The organism is Dysgonomonas sp. Marseille-P4677, from assembly GCF_016652235.1.
Taxonomy (GTDB): domain Bacteria; phylum Bacteroidota; class Bacteroidia; order Bacteroidales; family Dysgonomonadaceae; genus Dysgonomonas.
In genome coordinates this window covers 1-21,964 of the sequence record NZ_JAEPKU010000034.1, presented here as the reverse complement: position 1 = coordinate 21,964, position 21,964 = coordinate 1, and the positions used below count along the sequence as shown (strand labels likewise).

13 protein-coding genes are annotated in these 21,964 nt (G+C 37.0%); 3 read left to right on the top strand and 10 right to left on the bottom strand.

Features of this window, described 5'->3' with window-relative positions:
* Nucleotide 1 precedes the first annotated feature (1 nt).
* The 10 genes from JGH11_RS08225 to JGH11_RS08180 form a co-directional block, all read right to left on the bottom strand.
* Nucleotides 2-2,170: a glucoamylase family protein gene (locus tag JGH11_RS08225; RefSeq protein ID WP_201111102.1), complete on the bottom strand. Its 2,169-nt coding sequence runs from the start codon at nucleotides 2,168-2,170 to the stop codon at nucleotides 2-4.
* Nucleotides 2,171-2,234: 64 nt separating this feature from the next.
* Nucleotides 2,235-3,698 carry a RagB/SusD family nutrient uptake outer membrane protein gene (locus JGH11_RS08220; RefSeq protein WP_201111101.1) on the bottom strand — a complete coding sequence of 488 codons (1,464 nt, stop codon included), beginning with the start codon at nucleotides 3,696-3,698 and terminating at the stop codon, nucleotides 2,235-2,237.
* A 28-nt stretch (nucleotides 3,699-3,726) separates the two neighbouring features.
* A complete protein-coding gene (locus JGH11_RS08215) occupies nucleotides 3,727-6,804 on the bottom strand; it encodes a TonB-dependent receptor (RefSeq protein WP_201111100.1) in 3,078 nt (1,025 codons plus the stop codon).
* Nucleotides 6,805-7,192: 388 nt separating this feature from the next.
* Nucleotides 7,193-8,008 (bottom strand): sugar phosphate isomerase/epimerase, encoded by an 816-nt coding sequence (locus JGH11_RS08210; RefSeq protein ID WP_201111099.1) that lies wholly within the window; start codon nucleotides 8,006-8,008, stop codon nucleotides 7,193-7,195.
* 120 nt (nucleotides 8,009-8,128) lie between these two features.
* A complete protein-coding gene (locus JGH11_RS08205; protein WP_201111098.1) occupies nucleotides 8,129-9,607 on the bottom strand; it encodes a Gfo/Idh/MocA family protein in 1,479 nt (492 codons plus the stop codon).
* Between the two features lie 15 nt (nucleotides 9,608-9,622).
* Entirely contained in the window at nucleotides 9,623-10,414 is a 792-nt protein-coding gene (locus JGH11_RS08200; RefSeq protein ID WP_201111097.1) for a DUF1080 domain-containing protein, read from the bottom strand.
* A gap of 180 nt (nucleotides 10,415-10,594) precedes the next feature.
* Nucleotides 10,595-11,788 (bottom strand): Gfo/Idh/MocA family protein, encoded by a 1,194-nt coding sequence (locus tag JGH11_RS08195; protein WP_201111096.1) that lies wholly within the window; start codon nucleotides 11,786-11,788, stop codon nucleotides 10,595-10,597.
* Nucleotides 11,789-12,009: 221 nt separating this feature from the next.
* Nucleotides 12,010-14,487, bottom strand: coding sequence for a TIM-barrel domain-containing protein (locus JGH11_RS08190; protein ID WP_201111095.1), 2,478 nt, complete (start codon nucleotides 14,485-14,487; stop codon nucleotides 12,010-12,012).
* Nucleotides 14,488-14,579: 92 nt separating this feature from the next.
* Entirely contained in the window at nucleotides 14,580-15,488 is a 909-nt protein-coding gene (locus tag JGH11_RS08185; RefSeq protein ID WP_236263920.1) for a glycyl-radical enzyme activating protein, read from the bottom strand.
* 2 nt (nucleotides 15,489-15,490) lie between these two features.
* The gene (locus JGH11_RS08180) at nucleotides 15,491-17,773 is read right to left on the bottom strand and encodes a pyruvate formate lyase family protein (protein WP_201111094.1); all 2,283 of its coding nucleotides are present in this window, start codon (nucleotides 17,771-17,773) and stop codon (nucleotides 15,491-15,493) included.
* A 268-nt stretch (nucleotides 17,774-18,041) separates the two neighbouring features.
* Between JGH11_RS08180 and JGH11_RS08175 the strand changes: the two genes are divergently transcribed.
* From JGH11_RS08175 to JGH11_RS08165, 3 genes are all read left to right on the top strand, one after another.
* The gene (locus tag JGH11_RS08175) at nucleotides 18,042-19,010 is read left to right on the top strand and encodes an ROK family protein (RefSeq protein ID WP_201111093.1); all 969 of its coding nucleotides are present in this window, start codon (nucleotides 18,042-18,044) and stop codon (nucleotides 19,008-19,010) included.
* 42 nt (nucleotides 19,011-19,052) lie between these two features.
* On the top strand, nucleotides 19,053-19,793 hold the full coding sequence (locus JGH11_RS08170) for an N-acetylmannosamine-6-phosphate 2-epimerase (protein ID WP_201111092.1): 741 nt from the start codon (nucleotides 19,053-19,055) through the stop codon (nucleotides 19,791-19,793).
* Between the two features lie 391 nt (nucleotides 19,794-20,184).
* Nucleotides 20,185-21,105, top strand: a complete 921-nt coding sequence (locus JGH11_RS08165) for an AraC family transcriptional regulator (protein ID WP_201111091.1) — start codon at nucleotides 20,185-20,187, stop codon at nucleotides 21,103-21,105.
* Nucleotides 21,106-21,964: the final 859 nt, after the last annotated feature.

Here is a 21,964-nt window from a genome sequence, read left to right as displayed (position 1 = left end):
TTTATTTAATAAATACTTTATCCCTCATTTTTTGAATGTCAGGGTCTTTCATAAATAGTTTCCAGATAAGGCCCGTACGATAGTTTTCTATCATGGTGGCTATAGAGCCCTGGCTTAATCCCATATAGATATTCGAACACCAATTTATATCCAGATTGAAAGCATCCCGAAACCCATATTCACCCCAAAGAAATGTTCCAAAATTACGGTAATAATTTTTCAAAGCGTCCATCGATTCTTCAGTTAAATAAGGGATGGAGGCAATCGCTCCTGCCGGAGACATTGTGCCATATTCGTGATGTGCCATGGCTTCAGCAGCAGCATAGCCCCAAGGGCTTTCGCTAGCAGTAAGCCCCCAACAACCAGAACCAAATCCAAGACGTTTATTTGGGTTTTCGATAGAATATCTGTAGCTGATAAGAGCTATATTTCGCAGATTGTCGAAATAGTCCTTACTTGTATATTTGTCTTTCAGACCTCTCGGATCGAATCCGAAGAATGAGAAATGAGTGAAAAATATAGGTCCTCCGGTATTGACTCCTACATCCAGTTTTACACCATAATAAGTATTCCCGTTATAGTATTTTGCACCATCGGTGGTTTGTCCCCAATCGGCACGATAATCATAGGCCTCCTTATCTTGGCTTGCCCAACCAGAATAGTACATATCAGGGCTTACTCCATGCGTAGGTGAAGCTATGGCAAGCAGGTAAGTAATCATGGTTTCGTTCCATCCTATTAGTTTATGATTGATAACCCAACCCTGATCGGGTGACCAATGCCAATACAGATATTTACTATCTTCCGTTTTTTTATACCATCGCCAATCTATATTCTCCCAAAGTTTGGTAATAGTGTCGCGTATAAATTTCTCATCTGTATTATTTTTGTCGAAATATTGACGGGCAGTAAGCAGTCCTTGGAATAGGAACGAAGTTTCTACCATATCGGCTCCGTTATCGCGATTGCCAAAAAATGGCTCTACCTTACCTGTTATTCCATCTATAAAATGAGCATACCCTCCATGAAAAGTATCAGCTCTATCAAGAAACGTAACTATTCTCTTGAAACGTTCCACAGCCTCTTGCCTTGTTATAAAACCTCTTTCTACTCCCGCTATCATACCCATCATTCCGAAACCTGATGCTCCTGTTGCGATCATATTTCTTCGTCCCGGAATATTTTCCAAACCTAATCCTGATTGAGATTCCGCACCATCCCAAAAATATCTGAATGCAGCTTCCTGTACCATAGTCAGGAGCTCTTCGTCGGTCATGTCATAGGTTGTAGCTTCTACTATATTAGATGGCTGTGATTCAGAGTAATCATAGTTGACACAGGTAATACGGTATTTAAAGGTTTTATTTGGTTCGTTGCTATAGTCGGTATACCGAGTACTAAAAGGATCTTGTATTCCAACCGGAACAAATTCACTTCCATTTGCCGATCTGTATATTTTTATATATTTTGCATTTTGTAAATCTGCTTTATCCCACCATAAATCTACATGGCGTTCATAGGCTTTCGCCTTTATTATCGGAGCAGATGCGATATTTGTAGGCTTGTTTATAGGTGCAAGTTCTATTTGATCTATATATAGAGTATGTTCTTTTCCATCTTGGGAACTCTGTTTGAAAAGAACTTCTTTTATTTCCTTTGTATGAGTGTAATTTATATTTTTAAATTCGGTTAGCGGAATACATACAGAAATCCATTTTTCCTGCTCTATAGTGCCTATATATTTTCCGATATTGATAAAGGAAGAAACTTTTGACTCGTTTTTGTCTACAGTACCTATAGCGATAAGGGGTAGCTCTTCTTTTTTTGTTTCAGATTTGATAAGTAACCAGAAATCCAGCGATTTTCCTTCTTTAATAAAATCTTTTCCCCGCCAATCGCGGAAAAGAACTGATGCCGACCAACTTCCTCCAGAAGCAGAAGTATAATTGAATAATAATGAGTTTTTTGCCGTAAAGAATTCCTTTTCGGATACAAGTAGTTTATTATTTGTATTCTGAATATAGCTGGGAGATTTATAATCAGCCTTACTATAGTAATAACAGCCGGTCATCAGACTATTATCAAATATTATATGGTCATATTCCGGTTCTTGTGCACCTAGCCGGAGAAACAGCAATTGTATTACTATAAAAAACAGCAGCTTTTTCATAAGAAAAGAATTATAATCTGGCATCTGCAGATACAGATGCCAGAAAAATGAAATATTTAATACTTTATTTTAAATTAGGGTTTAAGTCTTTTTGTGCTTGTGGAATAGGATAAAATTCTGATTTTCCGGCCTTAAATCCAGGTAGAGTTCCTTCTGCTTTACCTGTACGAATGAGGTCAAAGTATCGCTCACCCCATTCACATGCAAGTTCAACTTGTCTTTCTTCTAGGATCTGATCTAACGTAACATTTGTCAGTGTGGACATTTCTGCTCTCGTCCTTACAAGATTGAAAGGAATATCCCCATTTTGCCCTTTATGTACTTTAGCTTCAGCGTTTAATAATAATATATCAGCATATCGTATCATACGGATATGATTACCATAACCATATTTAGTCTTACCTACCGGCATCTGTGTGCTAGGAATATAATTCTTTCCATTGAATACTCTGTCGTGTCCATCTGCTGCTACAGAAGGCTTCATAATATCACCTTCTCTGGTGGTTGATCCGGCATATAGGAAGGTTGTTTCTTTACGTACGGTCTCACCTCTGTCATTAAATAGTTTCTCGAGAGACTTGGATGGGACCATAAACCCCCAACCGGTTCCTATTTTAGTACCTTCAAATCCCTGACGAGGTCCTTGGTATTCGAACCAGGCATCCGATTCTATATCTGTAACCCCAGCCAAACCGTATTGCAATTCAAATAAGTTTTCATCAGACAGGCATCCCGGCTTTTTAAAATAATCGTAAAAGTCAGGATAAAGTTCAAACTTATTACTTTCTATAATTTCGTTAGTAGCATTCAATACGGCATCCCAATCGTTTATATCCGCATTTGCTTTAGCTTTTAACCCCAATGCGGTATATTTTGTTACTCGCCCTTTCATTGGCATTTCATTTGGGCGCAAAGCAGGCAGATTATTTGCGCAGAAATCCATTTCAGCATTAATAAAGTTATAAATGTCTTCTCTCGAAGTCACTTCCATGGCCTTAAATACTTGCTCATTATCTGTTACTAATAATATATCTCCCCAAAAGCGTACTATATGGAAATATGCAAAAGCTCTTATAAATCGTACTTCAGCTTGATATTGCAAATTCAATCTTTTGTCAGCATCGCTTGTCACATGTTCATTATAGCTAGCCAAATCGATTAATGCTGAATTACATTGTAATACCATATTGTATAGCCCTGTCCACGAACCATTAAGCGCCCAATATCCACCGAGCTGATTATACTCGAAACTCTTTGCGTAGTTCAGTTCTCCCTGATCTGACGGAGTAGAACCTTTTTCGACATCGTCTCCCCTGATTGACATTAGCCCAAATCGTCCCCAGAAGCTAAAACCATCTCCGGTTCTGGCACGCGCATAAATCCCGATTACCGGCTGATCCATGTTTTTGGTAATTGTGTAGTCTATACTTGAGACTGGTCGTGAATTTTCAGGTTCTTTATCTAGGAAACCATCACAGCTACTAAATAATAGCACCGCTGATAAAAAAATGTACTTATATCGTTTCATAATTTTTTTATTATCTTAATTATTAGATTTAATATGTTATTTTCACCCCAATACTATATGTAGATGTCAATGGATATACATCGATATCTATACCATCGGCAACATCTGTAGTGAATCCGTTATAAGAGAAGAAGTTGAAAGGACGTTCTGCAGTGAAACTCAGCCTCATACTAGACCTATTATTACTTTTCGGGAAAATATTCTGAAAAGTATATCCGAACTGTATATTCTGAATTGTAAATGTATTTGCATTTTCAACAAAGAATGTATTAAACTTACTGTATGTCCATGTATGTCCTAAAGCAGCACCTGATACATATTTGTTTGTAGATCCTTCTCCTGTCCACCTGTTTTTTATAATATTTTCGTCGAAGTTAATATCCGATTGTTTTTGTCTCATGAAGCGTTTATGATTCAATATCTTATGCCCGAACTGCCCTTGGAAAGCAGTTCCAAAATCGAAATTCTTGTATGTGAATCCTATATTACCTCCTAAAAATAGTTTAGGAAGTGGTGATCCTAATACGTCCCTATCCTGATCGGTTAACTTACCATCCCCATCAAGATCCTTAAATTTAATATCTCCAGGAACCGGCTTGCTGGCGATATCAGCTAATGTAGGATCATTATCTATTTCAGCCTGATTTTGATATATTCCATCCATCACATAACCATAATACGCATCTACAACTTGTCCTACTTGTCTTATACGACTATAGTCTCCGGTTGTAATGATTCTATCGAGATCATCCAGTTTTGTAACTTTATTTTTCAAGGTCGACATATTTACACCGATATTGTATGTAAAGTCTTTAGCTATACGGTCTTCCCAATTTAGAGATAATTCAATGCCCGAATTCTGTATCTCTCCGTTGTTCATTAATAATGAACCTGCACCTAGTTGCAATTCTTTCCTAAATACGGCATCTTTTGTCGTACGCTTAAAATAATCAAATTCTCCACTAAGACGATTGTTCAAAACTGTAAAATCCAAACCAAAATCCCATTCTTCTACCTTTTCCCACTTCAAAAAAGTGAAGAAAGAGAGACTGGAAGTACCAGTATGTAATTGTCCATTGAAATATCCTGTCTCCTGTGTAATAGAAGGAAAGCCATCATTGCCTTGTATTTTGTCATTGCCTAACAATCCCCAGCTACCCCTTATCTTCAGGAAATCAAAGATACTTTGGTTCTTCATGAAACTTTCTTCTGAGAGCACCCATCCCAAACCAACAGAAGGAAAATAGCCCCATTTTTCCTGGTACTTACTTGATCCGTCAGCACGGAATGTAGCAGATAGAAGATACCTTCCCTTATAGTCGTACATGGCACGTCCAAAAAATGAAGCGCCCCTATATTCCCGAGCATGATCATACCAAGTATCCTCATCACTATCTTGCGCAATGATACCATCACTATTATGTAGATACCAATATTCGTCTCTTTCTCCTGGAACTCCATCGCCTTGGAGACGTAGTCTTTCCCAACGATCTTTACGTACCGAAGTACCCGCCATTACTGTCAGATTGTGACTATCATTGAATGAATCACGATATGTTAATATATTGTCTATGAGCCAATTGTTTGTATATTCTGTTGATTTGGTCAATAAGCTCTTTGCCCTCTGTTGATTGGATGAAATTTCATATTGAGGCAGAAACTGGCGATTACGTTGGAAGGCCAGGTCCTGATTGAAAGAGGTCCTAAATGTCAGTTTACTTTCAAGAAACGATAATTCCATATACATGGCTGGTAGTACCTGTGTTATACCTACTTTATCATTATAATAATCAGCTAAAGCTACCGGATTCCAGAAATACTGACCTAATCCTATTTCTTCAGGCGATACATAGTTTTTCGGATTGAGTGTTCCTCCTTTGCCGTTCTTATTATATACCGGATAGATGGATGGTGATGTATAAGCATTACCAAAAGCACTTTTATTGGCAAGTCTCTGGTCGCTGTTCATAACGATGAAGCTACCGCCTACTTTTAGCCAATCAGTTATTCCTATATCAACTTTTGTCCTAAGATTAAGGCGTTCATAACTATTGTCGGTATCAAGAATACCATCCTGATTCAGATAACTGATTCCCACTGAATATGACGTCTTTTCTCCGCCACCGTTCACACTAATCGAATGACTATGCATAGGTGCTGGTTTCAGAATTTCGTCAAACCAATCTGTATTTACAGCCGGAATGCCGTTACTACCTCCATATTTTGCTATAGATTGATCGATTGAAGTTGTATTTCCAATTTCTTTCATCACAGTGGCATATTGTTCCGAATTGGCCATCTTGACCAAATTAGAAGCTTTTTGTATTGCAAAATACCCATCATATACAATTTGAGGTCTTCTGTTGGTTACGCCTTTTTTAGTTGTAACGAGAATCACCCCATTTGCAGCACGCACTCCATAAATAGCAGCAGCTGAGGCATCTTTTAGTATGCTGATATTTTCAATATCTGCATTGTTCAGAAAATCTATGTTATCAAAGAACATACCATCTACGACATATAGTGGACCCTGTTTGTCATTATCGTAGTTCCCTATTCCACGTATACGCACCTTAGGAGAGCTACCCGGCTGCCCGGTATTGATAACCTGCAATCCGGAGACTTTTCCTTGCATAGCCTGCATTGGCGATGCAGTCAGATGCTTGTTCACTTCTTTTCCGTCGATAGTAGCTATTGGAGATGTCAAGTCCTTGGCTTTTGCAGTACCATATCCTATTATTACAGTCTCAGTAAGCATTGTAGCATTATCTTGCATTACAATATTCACTACACTTTGGGAGGCTACTATAATTTTTTGCGATTGCATTCCGATGTATGTAAATTCGATTACATTACCGTTTTGTACTGAAATAGAATATTTTCCGTCAATGTCAGTAACAGTACCAATAGATGTTCCTTCTACTTGAACGCTAACCCCGATAAGAGGCTCGCCTCCAACATCTGTTACCATACCTGTAATTGTCTTTGTTTGCGCATAAATATTAGCTATACTCACCAATAAAAGGCAAGTAAAGACCAATAAGCTTCTTCGCAAGGTTAGGTTCGAAGCCTTTTTAACAAATGTCTTTTTTGATTTAATTTTCATAGTTTTAAGCTTTTTATTTAAACATACATTTTTTAAATAAATCTTCCATGAACGGCAGAACAGTCGAAAATCAGTTTTAGCTGTTTCCAATTTGTACACAATGATAGACGAGTACTATCTTTATAGTAGGGTTCTGTTCGTTTGATATTAGATTTTTGTTAGACGTAAGTAATTATTATAAAATGTTTGTAAAATTTAAATTGTGGTAAATTTACGTAGTTTTTAACCGCATTAATATGCCACAAAACGCCGTAAGAAGTTAACTATTTATTTTACAGTTATCAGATTTAAGATCTCAGTCTGGAGATATAGTAACAATAGAGAGCTAAGTGAAAATCAGCTCAAAATCGACCAGGCAATAGTAAAGGCTTTGATTATTCTTTTTACTCTAATTTAAATTCTGATTAAAGTATTCCAGACTTTTTTTAATATCGTCCAACTGCGAATCACCAAAATCTTCATATTCTACAGAGATAAGACCATTAAACCTTTGTCTTTTCAATTCATTCAGAACTTCTTTTACCTGTAAGACTCCGGTACCCCATGTTGTATCTTTCATTTTTTCATCCAGGTCTTTTATGTGTACGACCTTTATACGTCCTTCAAATTTTTTAAGTGTTTCTATCGGATCATTACCGGTTCTCTTCCAATGACCAATATCGGCACATACACCCATTATCTGGTTACGCCCTTCAAGCGCTCCAAATAATACATTCGGGTCTGCATAAATAGATGGGTCCGGATGATTATGTATCGCGACTTCTATATTATATTTCAGTGCAAGTTCTTCCACAAAATCAAGATGTTCGAGTTTCGGTTCACAAGTTATAGTATGTATCCCCATATCTTTAGAAAAACTGAAAAAGCGCTCCCAATCCTCTGTCGCATCATAGAATGCTACTCCAAATGCATAGAGTTTAATATCACGTTTAGCGAATTCTTCTTTTAATTGCTTTTTTACATTATCTGTGATATCGAAATTCAGATAAGCCGTGTCAGCGAAATTCCCCCCTAATGTCTGGAAGAAATAAGCTTCGGCATAATGAAGACCAAGATCCTTTGATTTGTCTAATGTCTCCATCAATGTAAATTTGTGAAATGTATACGTTTGGATACCCAGTTTCCATTCAGGTTGCTTCACTTCTTCTTTACAGGCTGTAAAAGATAGAATAACAGATAATAAAAGTAACTTAAAGGATTTCATAATTATTATATTCAGAAGGTTACAAGATCAAGGTTTTATTTAAACTAATAGATAAGGTTAGATTTTCAAGTGAGGGAGTGCCTTAAATTTTCACACTCCCTTTTGTGATTACACTTCCGTTTAAGGCATAGCTGGTAAAGACCAACCATCTCTATATGTATGTTTTATATATTCGGAAGCGGATGATTGGGCATTTAATGTTACATATTCTCTGTCAAAGTGAGGATGACCGTCTTTAACCCAGAAACTGTCTTTTGACACAATTCTTAATTCTTCATTTGCTCCTATATTTGTAAATTTCATATTTGGCCCATCCCATTTCAATACTTTATTCAGACTTTGCAAACGAATGGCAAGCACACCGAGTAATACCATTTCATTAAATGGCCCTGCATATGCAAAATTACTGGATGTCTCTACTCTGTTTTCAGACGATTCTTTGCAAGCTCTCACCCAGTCCTGCTCATGATATCCATCAAAATAGCCTGTAGCACCCGGAATGCGACGAAGTGTCTGAGGTACGTTCGGAATACGCCCCGATAGCAAACGAGGATTAAAACCTCCGCAATCCGTAAGCAATGTATCTTTTGATCCGATAAAAAGGCAACCACCAAGTCCATCACGCATAAGATCAGTTCCATCAGGCAATAAATCCGGACGATGAGGGAATAGTCCGCCATCATACCAATATACCTTTACCTCTGGCATAGCAACTTTAGGCATGTTGTCGCGCGCAAGAAATGTAAATTCCACCTGTTCGCTTTGAGGTGGTGATTCTGTATTTATCAGAGATGAATTACCTTGTATTTTAGTAGGATATCCCAGCTTCAATGCCTGATAGATAGGATCTAGTACATGACATGCCATATCACCGAATGCTCCGGTTCCGAAATCCCACCATCCTCGCCAGTTCCAAGGTGTATATACAGGATTGTAGGGACGGAATGGGGCTGGCCCGATAAAATTGTCCCAATCTAAAGTTGAAGGAACTTTCACAACTTCTTTGGGGCGCTGTAGTCCCTGAGGCCATATCGGTCGGTCAGTCCAGGCATGAACTTCACGAATCTCTCCGATCTCTCCGTTCCATATCCATTCGCATACCTGGCGTGCTCCATCACCAGAATTGCCTTGATTTCCCATCTGTGTCGCTACTTTGTACTTCGCAGCCAAACGTGTCAACAGGCGGCTTTCGTATATAGAATGAGTGAGAGGTTTTTGGCAATATACATGTTTTCCCATAGTAATAGCAGTAGCAGCTATAATGGCATGTGTATGGTCGGGAGTAGAGATCATTACACCATCTATCTCTTTACCAAGTTCATCAAACATTTTACGCCAGTCTTTATATCTTTTAGCTTTGGGGAATTCGTTGAAACAGCCTTTCGCATAAGCCCAATCCACATCACATAAGCCAATAATATTTTCTGTATTCATCCCCACAAGATTAGGATGCCCCTTTCCTCCAATACCTACACCTACAATATTCAGTTTGTCACTTGGTGCTTTATGCCCTAGTCCACTGATTACATTCGATGGAAATATATATAAACCGGCAGCAGCTATAGCTGATTTTTTTAAGAAATTTCTACGAGTAGTCATAATCATGTATAGTTTTTAAAGTTCTTTAATCATGATATTTCTGTACCACACCTTTGTTCCGTGGTTTTGTAATGAGATATGCCCTTCGTCAAATTTACCATAATCCGGAAAATCTGACCATTTGCCACTATTGCGCAATTTGGTCCATTCGTCTGAATATTTAGTGTATTGTACAGTTTCTTCCCCGTTCAGTATCTGAGTTACATCATTTTCATTCACTACCAGCATCAACTGATTCCATTCGCCTAAAGGTTTATACGGTTTTGCTTTAGGTGGATACATGGCATAATTGCCTCCGTTTATTTGCCAGTCTTCGAGAGGATCAGCCCAATTCTCGTGATCGATGACCTGAAATTCAGGACCTGTTTCATATGCAAACTTATATTTGGGGTCTTCTTTGATCTGAAAAAGCACACCGCTATTTGCTCCTTTTGTCATTTTATATTCCAACGATAGAGCAAAACTCTTGTATTGCTTATCAGTAATAAGGTCTTGTTCTTCTTGAGCTCCTACGCTTTTCATCGTCAGTGTTCCATCTTCAACAGCCCAGCAGCCAGGAACGCCTTTCTGATTATAACCGTGCCATCCTTTGGCGGTAGTTCCGTCAAATAAAAGTTGCCACCCTTTCGATTTTTCAGTCTCTGTTATAGTATTAGGTGCTGAAGTCCGATCGATTTCATTGTACAAGGTCATCGGATCATTTACTGTTTTTTCAGAATCAGCAATTTGCTGTTCTGTTTTTTTACCATTGCACGCATATAATGATGCGACAATAAGTATAAGTGAAAAATAAAAAATCTTCTTCATAATTCTTTTATTCTGATTCATTTAGTACATCATAAATAGGAATCAATCACTATAATGACTCATTAAACCGTATAACTATCATTTTTAAATTTAGGCAAGCTGGCTTTTAATCGTTACAAATTGTCTCTATTATTAGAGATAAAGCCTGTTAACAGACTCATTTTACCGATATATTACTTTTTATATTACAACCGGCCATTTGAAAGATGATTTCAGAGAAATCCTCCGCCCTTCTTTTTGCGAAAATCGTGCGGCTTCTATAATTTCCAAAACATGTAAGGCATGCTCTGCATTTATCAACAGGTCTTTTCCTGTCGCCATTGATTCGCAGACAATAGACGCACCCTCTTCCCAAAGGAAAGTACCTCTATCTGTAACAAAACGTTGCGTATTTTCGTGGGCTGTAGTTGCCATATCCACGGCAAATGGTTTCCAGTCATAACCAATCATATGCATATTGCCAGTAGAACCAACTACAGATATAGTCGGACGTTCTTGACCTGTACCCTCGTGCCCATACGGATCAAAATAGTTAAAACCACACTGAATATGAGTGAGTACATTATTTTGATGCTCCATAATGATCATGGCATTATCTTCCGCTACAACCTGAATATGACCTTTATTCCCTGTGTTACGGGTAGGGTCTACAACATTAGTCATTGCAATAATCGACTTAGCGGGACCAAACAATCCTGTCAGTGTGGATATATTATATACACCCAGGTCCGGCAAGCTTCCCCCGCCTTCTTCAAAGAAGAACGCAGACCAGTTAGGTCCTTGATGTCCATAATGCGCATGTGCGGCAGCTATGCGTCCCAGTTTATTTTCATTAATTTGCTTTGCCATGAAGGCAAATTGAGGGCTGTTTACAACAGCTGGTGCCCCCCATATCCGCACTCCCTGATTTTTAGCAAGTTCGTACAGCTCACGCCCTTCTTCATAAGTGTTAGCCATCGGTTTTTCACTCCATACGCTGATATTTTTTAGCAGAGCTATCCGATTTAAACGACCATGCTCTTGCATATCTGTAAGATTCACAAATAAATCAAAAGGAACTCCGGCTAACATCTTATCAATATGAGGATACCAGTTCTTTACATTATATTTTTTAGCAGCCTCTTGCGCCCTCTGTGGTATAATATCACAGACACTTACAACTTCAGCATAAGGGCATTTTATTAAATGTGGCAGATACATACCTGATACACTTCCGCATCCAATAATCCCTACGCGTATTTTCTTGTCTGAAGAAATTGTTGGGGCCTTTGCAAATGAGGTAGCAGCCTCAAGAGAAGATGTGCCTATGACGGGTGCGGCAACTGCTGCAACTCCAATAGAACTTAAACGTGATATAAATTGCTTACGGTTCATTCTTTATATTATTTTCAATTATAATTTCAGAGCAAATGTGGAAAAATAAAAAACAGATAATTTATATTAAAAGACAAAATGCTCTGCGTGTAAGGCAGAATTGTTTCTTCATAGTATTCTAAAACAAAAATAGGCAATATCGACAATAAATTAGATAGACTAATTCTGCCAAAAGAATGGATTATTTTTGCTTTTTATCAGCTTTTTGACTACGGTTAACATTATTCCAAGTCAATTTCTATTATTGCATTACTATTATTAACAACAAAGATATGTTGCTCATTTTGTAATATACTGTTTATGGCTGTGTTATATATAGTTTTATCATAAAAATCTTTAAGATTATCGAGTGGGTTGAGTACCGGAATATTTGCTTTATGCAGAGATAATACTTTGTTGTTACATCGTATTTGCTTTAGATAATCGAACCCATGCAATATAATTTGTATTTTCTTGTAGGGTGATATAAAATCCCCCTCTTTCGCTGAGAATGTAATTCTCTTATTATCTGGGTCATATTGTATCGTACGTTTCGCATACATATTTTTCTTGTAGGCAAAACTGTTTCCATCATCCTCATAATGCACATAAGTATTTGGTGTTTTACCTGCATATATGTGTAAATACAAGGTATCGCCAGGATTCTCTTTAGTCGACTGCGTTATTTTCTGCATGGGAATAATGGATGATGCCTTTACATAAACAGGTATTTGATAACTTGGCACATCAACTCTTATCTCTTTTTTACCATCTATTGAGTGGTCTGTAAAAAGATCATACCATTGTCCTTCGGGTAGATAGATTTTTTTTGTTGTTTCCTTCGATGTAACAGGGATAACCAAGAATGCATCACCGAATAAGAACTCATATTGATTGTCTATACTGTATACTTTATCATCGAACGGATAATTGACACATAAGCTGCGTGTAATAGGCATCGCAGTCTGTGAGGTTTCATAGAATTTGTCGTATATATACGGCATCAAACGATAACGAAAATTGATGTAGGTTTTAGATATGGCTTCCACTTCTTCTCCATAAGCCCAAGGCTCATTGGCAGTGGCAAAGTATTCTTTATGGTTACGTACAAAGGGAGAGAATATACCTACCTGTATCCAGCGTTTGAACAAATCTTTGGACCCGTCACCGATATAGCCTCCCAAATCTGGGCCGCAAAAAGGGATACCTGACAGGCTCATTTGATTATTTAATAAAATGCTAGTCAGTAAACCTTCATCACTAGCTGTATTGTCTCCGCTCCATACAGCGGCATAGCGCTGAATACCCGCAAAAGCCGAACGTGTATAGACAAAGGGACGTAAGTCAGGGTTATATTTTAATGCTGATAAATAACTGCTACGGGCCATTTGCATTCCAAATACATTTTTGGCTTCCGGCGCATTGGCTCGGCGTCCTTCAAAATCAAACAGTATATTATCGGGCATGTAACTTGCCACTAATGCAGGTTCGTTCATATCATTCCAGTATCCGTGAATACCAATGTCGGCAAGAAACCTCATCTTATCGATCCACCATTCACGTCCTCTAGGATTAGTATAATCTATATAATTATTGGTATTGGGTGCAATGTCGGACGTAAAAGTTGTACCATCCGCATATTTTAGGAAAACATCTTTTTTCATTGCGTCCAGATAGGCATCGTATGTCGAATCTATTTTGATACCAGGATTAACGGAAGCCGTAAGTTCGATGCCCATAGTTGACATCTTTTCAGCCAACCCTTTTATATCAGGGAAACGGTATGTATTGATACGGAAAGGTTCATATTCATGTAGATAATCAGCATCAAGCACAATACAGTCGAGCGGAATTTGTTTGTCACGAAATGTTTGAGCAATATTTTCCACTTGGCTTTGCGGATAATACGAACAACGACTTTGATGAAAACCCATACTCCATTTGGGAGGCAGAGGTGTATGCCCTGTAATAGTCGCATAATGTTCAAGTATCTTATCTATCGACGTATCATAGATAAAGAAATAATCCATATCTCCTCCGTCCATGCTAACCGATGTAAACGGTGTAGAACTGGCAAAGTTGAATACTGATTTGTAAGTATTATTGAAAAACAAACCGTACATAAGTCCATTGTGTATACCAATATAAAAAGGAATACTTATATACATAGACAGACGTGGGTCACCATATTTATATGTATCAGTATTGTTGAGGGTAAATACCATCCCTCTTTTGTCGAGATTGCCTAATACTTCGCCTAAGCCTACAAAGCGTTCACCTTTTTGCGTAATCTTATAATTAGTGGGTTTATTCCCATAGAAGGTGGTACCAAAGTATTTCCCCCGCATATCTTCATTTACAGTTTCACCATTGTTATTCTTGAAAATAACACCAAATGAAGGTTTGATGGTTATAATAGTCTGAATATTGGGTGTGCTAAGCATTATGGCAGTATCTTGTTCAGAAAAAGAGCATTGAGCATTATCAGGTAACGAATCCATGAGTGCATAATGAACCGAATTAAAAGCTGAATTCTGTGTAACTCTCACCCGTATAATATGATTGTTATATGCTTTTACTTGAAATTTAGCAGAGGGAGTTTCTCCTTCTATACTATTTGTTTTTTTAATAAAAGATGTCACTTCTCCTATGTTTGGAATTTGCGAGTGTATTGTCAGACAAAAACATACCAGACAATATGTGATTATTAGTTTCTTCATGTATTAATATTTTAAATAGAGAGTATAAAAGTATTGGCCTTTACTCCTACACCCTGGGTTTTCATAATTTATTCTCTATAAATTAAATAAATTTATCCTCCTATCCGTATCGTTAAACCTCTCCTTTCTCCCATTTTTTTTAGAGGAAGCAAATCTTCTTTTAATAGCATCTGTTTAGAAGAATATGTACATTCAGTTCCCAATTGTTCATATTTATCTTTTCCTAATGTGTGATAAGGTAATAAACTCACCTGTTTTATATTATTCTCTATTGCCAGATCATATATTTTCCCTATAGTTTTTTCGTTAAAGTTATATTCGGGAATAATTGGAATTCTGATAATAATCTTTGTTGAATCTTGTTGGGCTATAAAACGCATATTAGTCAATATTGTATCCAGATCAGCATTCGTTTCTTTTTTCAACATATATCTGTCTGCGTGCTTAATGTCGAACAAAAACAGGTCAGTCAGAGGAAGAGCTCTTTTTATCTTTTCCAGCTCAACTTGTCCACAGGTCTCTATGGTTGTATGCAACTTTTCTTTTTTACTCATAGTCAACAATTGCATTAGTCCATCAAATTGGACAAAAGGTTCTCCTCCCGAAAATGTTATGCCGCCTCCGGAAACTTCATAATAATCCCGGTCACGTACTACCACATCCATGATCTCGGAGGCAAAAACAGATTCGCCGACAAATTTTATGGCGTTATGTACGCAAGTCTTGGCACATGCTTTGCTTGCAACACATTTTTTCCTATCGAACACAGGATAATATCCTTCCATTCTAATATTACCATGAATGCATGTTCTTGCACATGTACCACAACCGACGCACTTATTCTTTATATATAACAAGTGAGGCCCGATCATTTGTGATTCGGGATTCGAACACCATGAACAGCGTAACGGGCATCCCTGAAGAAAAACGACTGTACGTATGCCCGGACCATCATGAATGGCAAAGCGCTCAATCTCCATTATAGATATTCTTTTCTCCATTTCTACTTATTATATAAAACACGGCTCATCAATTCTTCTTGAATATTAGGTGATAAATCGACGAAAATGGCGGAGAAACCACTTACCCGTACAATCAGATCGGGATATTTTTCCGGATGTTTAACCGCATCCTCCAATATACCCTTGTCTACGACCGTTACCATCAGATGGCATCCACCTTTGGCAAAATAGGTTTTAAACAATACTTTTATCAAATTTCTGTGTTCATTGAACATCGATGGAGAGAATTTGATATTCTGAACAGATCCGCCATGATACTTAGCATCAAACTTGGCTAACGAATTCAGCATAGCTGTCGGTCCACTTTTATTTGCTCCTCCCTGAGGATTATTTGCAGGGTTCATATACATACCTGACAGCCTTCCGTCAGGGGAAGCCCCTGTTCTGTTTCCCCATTCCGTGTTTAATTGGTTATTGCTTATTACAATAAGAAAATACTGCATTCCTATTGCAATCCCCCTATCGCGCACTCCTTTAGCGACAAATTCATACAGATCGTTTGCCATAGTATCGGCAGTATCAAGATCGTTACCATATTTATCGCAATCCAGACAATCTTTTCGTATTTCTTCGTATCCTATAAAATTAGTTAGCATTGCGTTATTTAGCTCACGTAGAGTATACTTCTTGCGGTCGAATACGAGGTCCTTTATTGCCCATAGCGAATCGGAAGTATTGATATTTCCATAAGTTTCATTTGTCCCGCCGAGATAACGAACGCCACCATCCAGTAATGCCTTTCCCCTTTCAATACAGTCATCCGTAAGCAGGCTGGCAAACAAAAAACTAACGTGCTTGTTCATTACCTCATAAGAATGATACTGCGCCTGAACTGATAAGTCCAGATAATAATCGAGGAACTTTTTATAATCATTATAGAAGTTCTCAAATGTGTTGTATTCTTCTAACTTTTTGACCTGCATCGAACCTGTTTTCCTTTTACCATCCATAGGGTCGATTCCATCATTCATAAAAATAGTGAGGATTTTAAGGAGGTTAATACAGACATTAGGCGTTCCTGTGCTCTGTCCTTGTATTACAAATTCAGTACAACCGAAAGGAACATATTGTTCCGCAGTTTTTTCATCTACTCTCATGCCATAAGCAACAGCAGGAACATTAACTTCATCATTATACAAAGTAGGATATGTTGCGCCGGCTCCTAAGGCATCGAGAGCCTCATCCCAGACTTCTTCCGGTGTATCATTATCTACACGCAGTGTAAATTGAGGTTCTACATACTTCGAGTTTTTAGCGACCTTCATTGCCAAATGTAGAAATACATCAGCTTCTTTCGGATGCTTACGCCCCCTTCCACCTACAATAACACGCCCGTTTACTGTCGTTCGACGGTTTTCTATCATTGTCCAAAGCGAATAGATATAGTTGTAAGCCTCATCCATAGTCAAGCGGCCGGCCTTCAGGTCTGCGACCAGATAGGGACCAAGGTAATCGTCCAATCGGCCATAGTTGATAACTCCGGCTAGCATGGCATACAGCCAAAAGAGTTGCATGGCTTCGTGAAATGTTTGCGGACTATTTTCCTTAATATTTTCAAGGGCTACGTGCATCCGTTTTAGCTCATTATATCTTTGCTTATTGTCTGTTGACTTCATCTGTTTCAGAGTATCTATCTGAAGAGCTGTTGCACAATCCACAAAAATATCAAGGCATTGAAGGCCCGCTTTATAAAAGTCATTATCAGGCTGTTTTTTCAGATGCTCCGTCAATATCCTGCGAAGTCCGCCGATACCGTTATCCAACAATTTTGGATAGTCGAGCATCATCCCGGACAAACGGGCTGTTGCGATCATTGGATATTCACAGTCTATAAACATACCAACGGTATCTTCTGTAATCATTTCCCTATTATACTGAGTTTTCAAGTCGTGATCCAGCCAATAATCATATAAGGCGTCTACACGAAATTTATCTTTTTCCTCAAGTTTTTTTTGAAAATCGCGTAATTTACGGAATACACAAAAATGACCGACTCCCCCTAAAGATGTTACTGCTCCAAAACCAATTGGTAGCACATCGAATCTACCGGCAATCAAATCTGTATCGGCTATTTTGCGAAAAAGGGCAGGGTACAGAACCTTCAGACATTCCACCTCCCGCATCTCTTTTGAATATTTCGATTTTTTTTTGTGAACTGTTGTATATCGTTCCATAATTTCTAATTGCTCAAGCAACGATTTCTCACTAGCCAGTTTTTTGCTGATTTCTACATTTTGCACTATCTCCACATCAAATTTTGCCATAATATTCCGTGATCAATCAATATATAACTAATTGTTAATTTGAATTTTAGACAAAAATAATAAAGATAAAAGTTACGGACAATGTAGAGAATCGCTCAAAAAGATGGATTATACTTGCATGCAAATATCATAAAACGATGATTCAATCGAAAGTTGAAAGCATATGCAATAATACTCCATTCTTTTATCAATTATATTACATTTTTATTCAATATTCCAATATTTACTTTTGTAGAGTGTTAAATTAAATTCTATAAAAGTTAACCAAATGAAAATTTCCAAAAAGTATTATTTAGGACTGGATGTCGGAGGAACAAGCTTTGTCGCAGGTATTGTTGATGAAAGCTATAACATTATCGCTAAAGAAGGAATATCCGCAAAAATCGGAAACACGGTCGATGAACTTGTTTATAATATGGCTGATGTTAGTAAAAAAGCTATACAAAAAGCAGGTTTGAGTATTGATAACATATCCTCATGGGGAATCTGTATGCCAAGTAATATCAATCCTAAAACAAATTTACTTGTACACGCTAATTGTTTCGGATGGAAGAATATACCTATTTACGATTATTTGAAGAAACATATACCTCTTCCTATTTATATAGCAAATGATGCTAATGGTGCGACTTATGGTGAGATTTTAGCTGGTTCTGCAAGTCAGTACAGCACTGCTTTGATGCTGACACTTGGAACAGGTGTCGGTGGTGGAATAATCATTGATAATAAAATATATGCGGGTGCAGATAATATGGGTGCAGAATTAGGGCATACTAAGCTTATGTATGATGGAGCACTATGCACATGTGGTCAAAAAGGTTGTTTAGAAGCATATTGTTCTGCAACCGCTCTTATAAGGGCAGCTAATGAGGCTGTAAGAAAGGAACCGTCAAGTTTGATTCTTAGTTTGGCTAAAAACAATGAGAACAACATAAATGGAGAAATTATATGTAGAGCTGCTATAGATGGGGACCCTGTTGCTATAAAGTTATTAGATGATTATACGAGTTATTTAGCGGCAGGAATTTCGAGCCTTGTTGTTATTTTTCGTCCCGAAGTAATTATGCTTGGAGGAGGAATTGCCCATGCCGGAGATTTGATCTTAAAGCCGGTAAATCAAAAGTTAAGAATATATACTCATGCCGGGGATGAGATTGGAGTTCCCCCTGTAATATGCGCTTCGTTAGGAAATGATGCAGGCATCATCGGCGCTGCATTTTTGGAAAAAATTATGTAATTAAATAAAGACGAGTCTAGTACCTTAAATAAATATAATTTTATGGATACAAGAAAAAGAGAACTTATCGAATCTTTTAAAGGAGGATTAATCGTGTCGTGTCAAGTTCAACATGATGATCCAACCTTTTCTATAGATTTTGTTGTAAAAATGGCAAAAGCGGCCCAATGGGGTGGTGCAGTAGGAATTAGGGCTAATTCACCTGATCAGATCAGGGCTATCAAAAAAGAAGTTGATTTGCCTGTAATAGGGCTTTATAAAATATGGCATGATGATACAGACGTATTTATTACTCCAACTCTGGAAGCCGCAAAACAAGTTTGGGAAGCAGGAGCTGAAATAATTGCATTGGACTGTACCGAACAAATCACTCATGAAGGCAGGCACGCCTATGAGTTACTTCCTATAGTAAAAAAAGAAATTCCTGAAGCCATAATATTTGCTGATGTAGCTAATTATAATGAAGCTGTAAGAGCCTTCGAAATGGGAGCAGATATTATAGGACCGACCTTATATGGCTACACTGCCGACACTAAACATATAGAATATCCCGATTTGAGAGAATTCGCCCGCATGTGCCGTGATTTTAAAGATAAAGTTTATATAATTATGGAAGGTCACATTTATACGCCGGAAGATGCAATGAAGGTACTATTTCTCGGTGCTCATTCTGTGGTTGTAGGAAGTGCCATTACTCGGCCTCATCTTATAACTAAACGTTTTGTGGATCTATTAAGTGGTTATCAGGACAATTGGAGAGAAGCAGAAATCAGCAAGCATTAATGATTATTGTGAATCAGCATTGGACAGACTACACAAGAATGAAGCACTCGTAAGCTCGATTTATTTATAAGAACTTTACTTATAAATTGAGAGTAGTTAATAGGCAAAGACCCTAGTGATAACTATTGGCCATTCGAAATTGAATACTTCAGACTTTTAGTATAGCCTTAAAAAATATAAATGAATAAAAATTGTGTGGACAAATTTTATTCATAATTTTATAGTGTCACTTTAAGTAAATGGCTATCATATGTTATACCTAAATATTAGTTTTAAAAGCTATTTATTAGCAGATTATATCAGATACTACATTTGTTACATTTAATTGTATTTCTGTGAATTATAATTGTTTTAGGTAAAGTATCAGATAGCCATATTAAATAAATAGTTTATGATCAAAATAAAACATGGTTTCACAGGGCAAAGGCTTGTTGTATATCCTTTTTTTGTTGTGGAAGAAGCTTTAAATAATCCCTTAACATCCGATTTAGTGGTACATTCTATGGGCTATTTCCCAAAAGCTGAAAACCATTTTATATCCAGAGAGTCTGGATGTGGAGAACATATACTTATTTATTGTACCAAAGGCGAAGGGTGGTTCATATTAAATGGGGAAAAACATGTAGTACCAGAGAATCATTTTTTTGTACTTCCTGCCGAAACTCCTCACCAATATGGTTCAAGTAAGGATAATCCGTGGTTTATCTATTGGGTACATTTTAAAGGGAAAAAATCTGAAGCTATCTATGAAAAATTGCACGGCGTTCTACCTATTGGTATTGACGGTAACTCCAGAATAAACGACAGGATCAGCTATTTCGATGAACTTTTAAATGTGATGGAAAGTGAGATTACAGAAAGTACTATAATTTATGTAAATCTGGGTTTTAATCATTTGATCAGTACGTTTCTATATGTTCCGATTTACAGACTGGCTAAATATTCAAATACCAAAGCCGAGAAAACTTTTTTTATCAGTTTGGCAACCCACTATATGTATGAAAATATAGAAAACAAATTAACATTAAAAGATCTGGCTACATATTTTGGCTATTCAGAATCTTATTTTTATCGTCTTTTTTTTAAAGAGATTCAATATGCCCCCGTGGAATATTTTAATCAGTTGAAAATACAAAGAGCTTGCCAGCTGCTCAAAAGTACCAATATGAAAATTAGCCAGATAGCCTTAAAGCTGGCTTTTGATGATCCTTATTATTTTAGCCGTATTTTCAAAAAGACAGTAGGTCTGTCCCCTAAGGCCTATCGGCAATCAGATTATGAGTGGAACTCAAAATTGTTACCAATAAAGTAGTATATTTTTTATATTTCATTGTACTTATCAGTGCTTGTGAATAAATTGTATTTATTATATGTTTCCATATGTAATATATACAACCATTGAAATATTTATTAAAGATTTTATTTGTAATATACACCGATAATACCATACATAATTTATCATTTCATAAGATTCTATAAAAAATACATTTTTTCATCTCTCCAAAAAATAAATAATATCTAGCTCTGGATAATATGTTTAATTGAACCCTATATATAGGGGTTATTTCGACTAATATAGATTAAATATATCATTAATAATTCTCAGCTATACTATCTCTCATTTTTTAACTATGCTAACTCAGCACGCTTTTCTGGCAAGAATTTCTGGAAGTCATTTTTAGGTGATCTATGAGATCATACATTTCGATTGTTACAGAAGGCAATAAAACAGTATAGGCAACAAAATATACTTTTGAAAGCTTTGAGTGACATGGCTCCAGAACTAAGAATAGGCTTAAATGTATAATTATGTGACAATGTTGTACAAAAGCAGGACCTAGCTAAAAATTCAATAATATTTGATATTATCGGAGAATTTTAATGACTGTATATTTGCCCTTGATAAACTTAATACCTGAAGAATCTGTTCTATTTCTACAAAATATGTTATTGAAAAGTAATATAGCATCCTTAGTCACCGATATTGCGGATATTGCAATTACTAGTGATATTTTTTCATCTGAGAATTTGATGTTTATACCTATTTTATCAAGAATACTAAACGCAATAAAAATTGAAAGAAATTTAGTAAAGTGTACTTGCTATTCTTTCAGTTACTCATATACAAAGGTGAATCTTGTACTTGACCACTCTAATTGTCAGGTATAAGA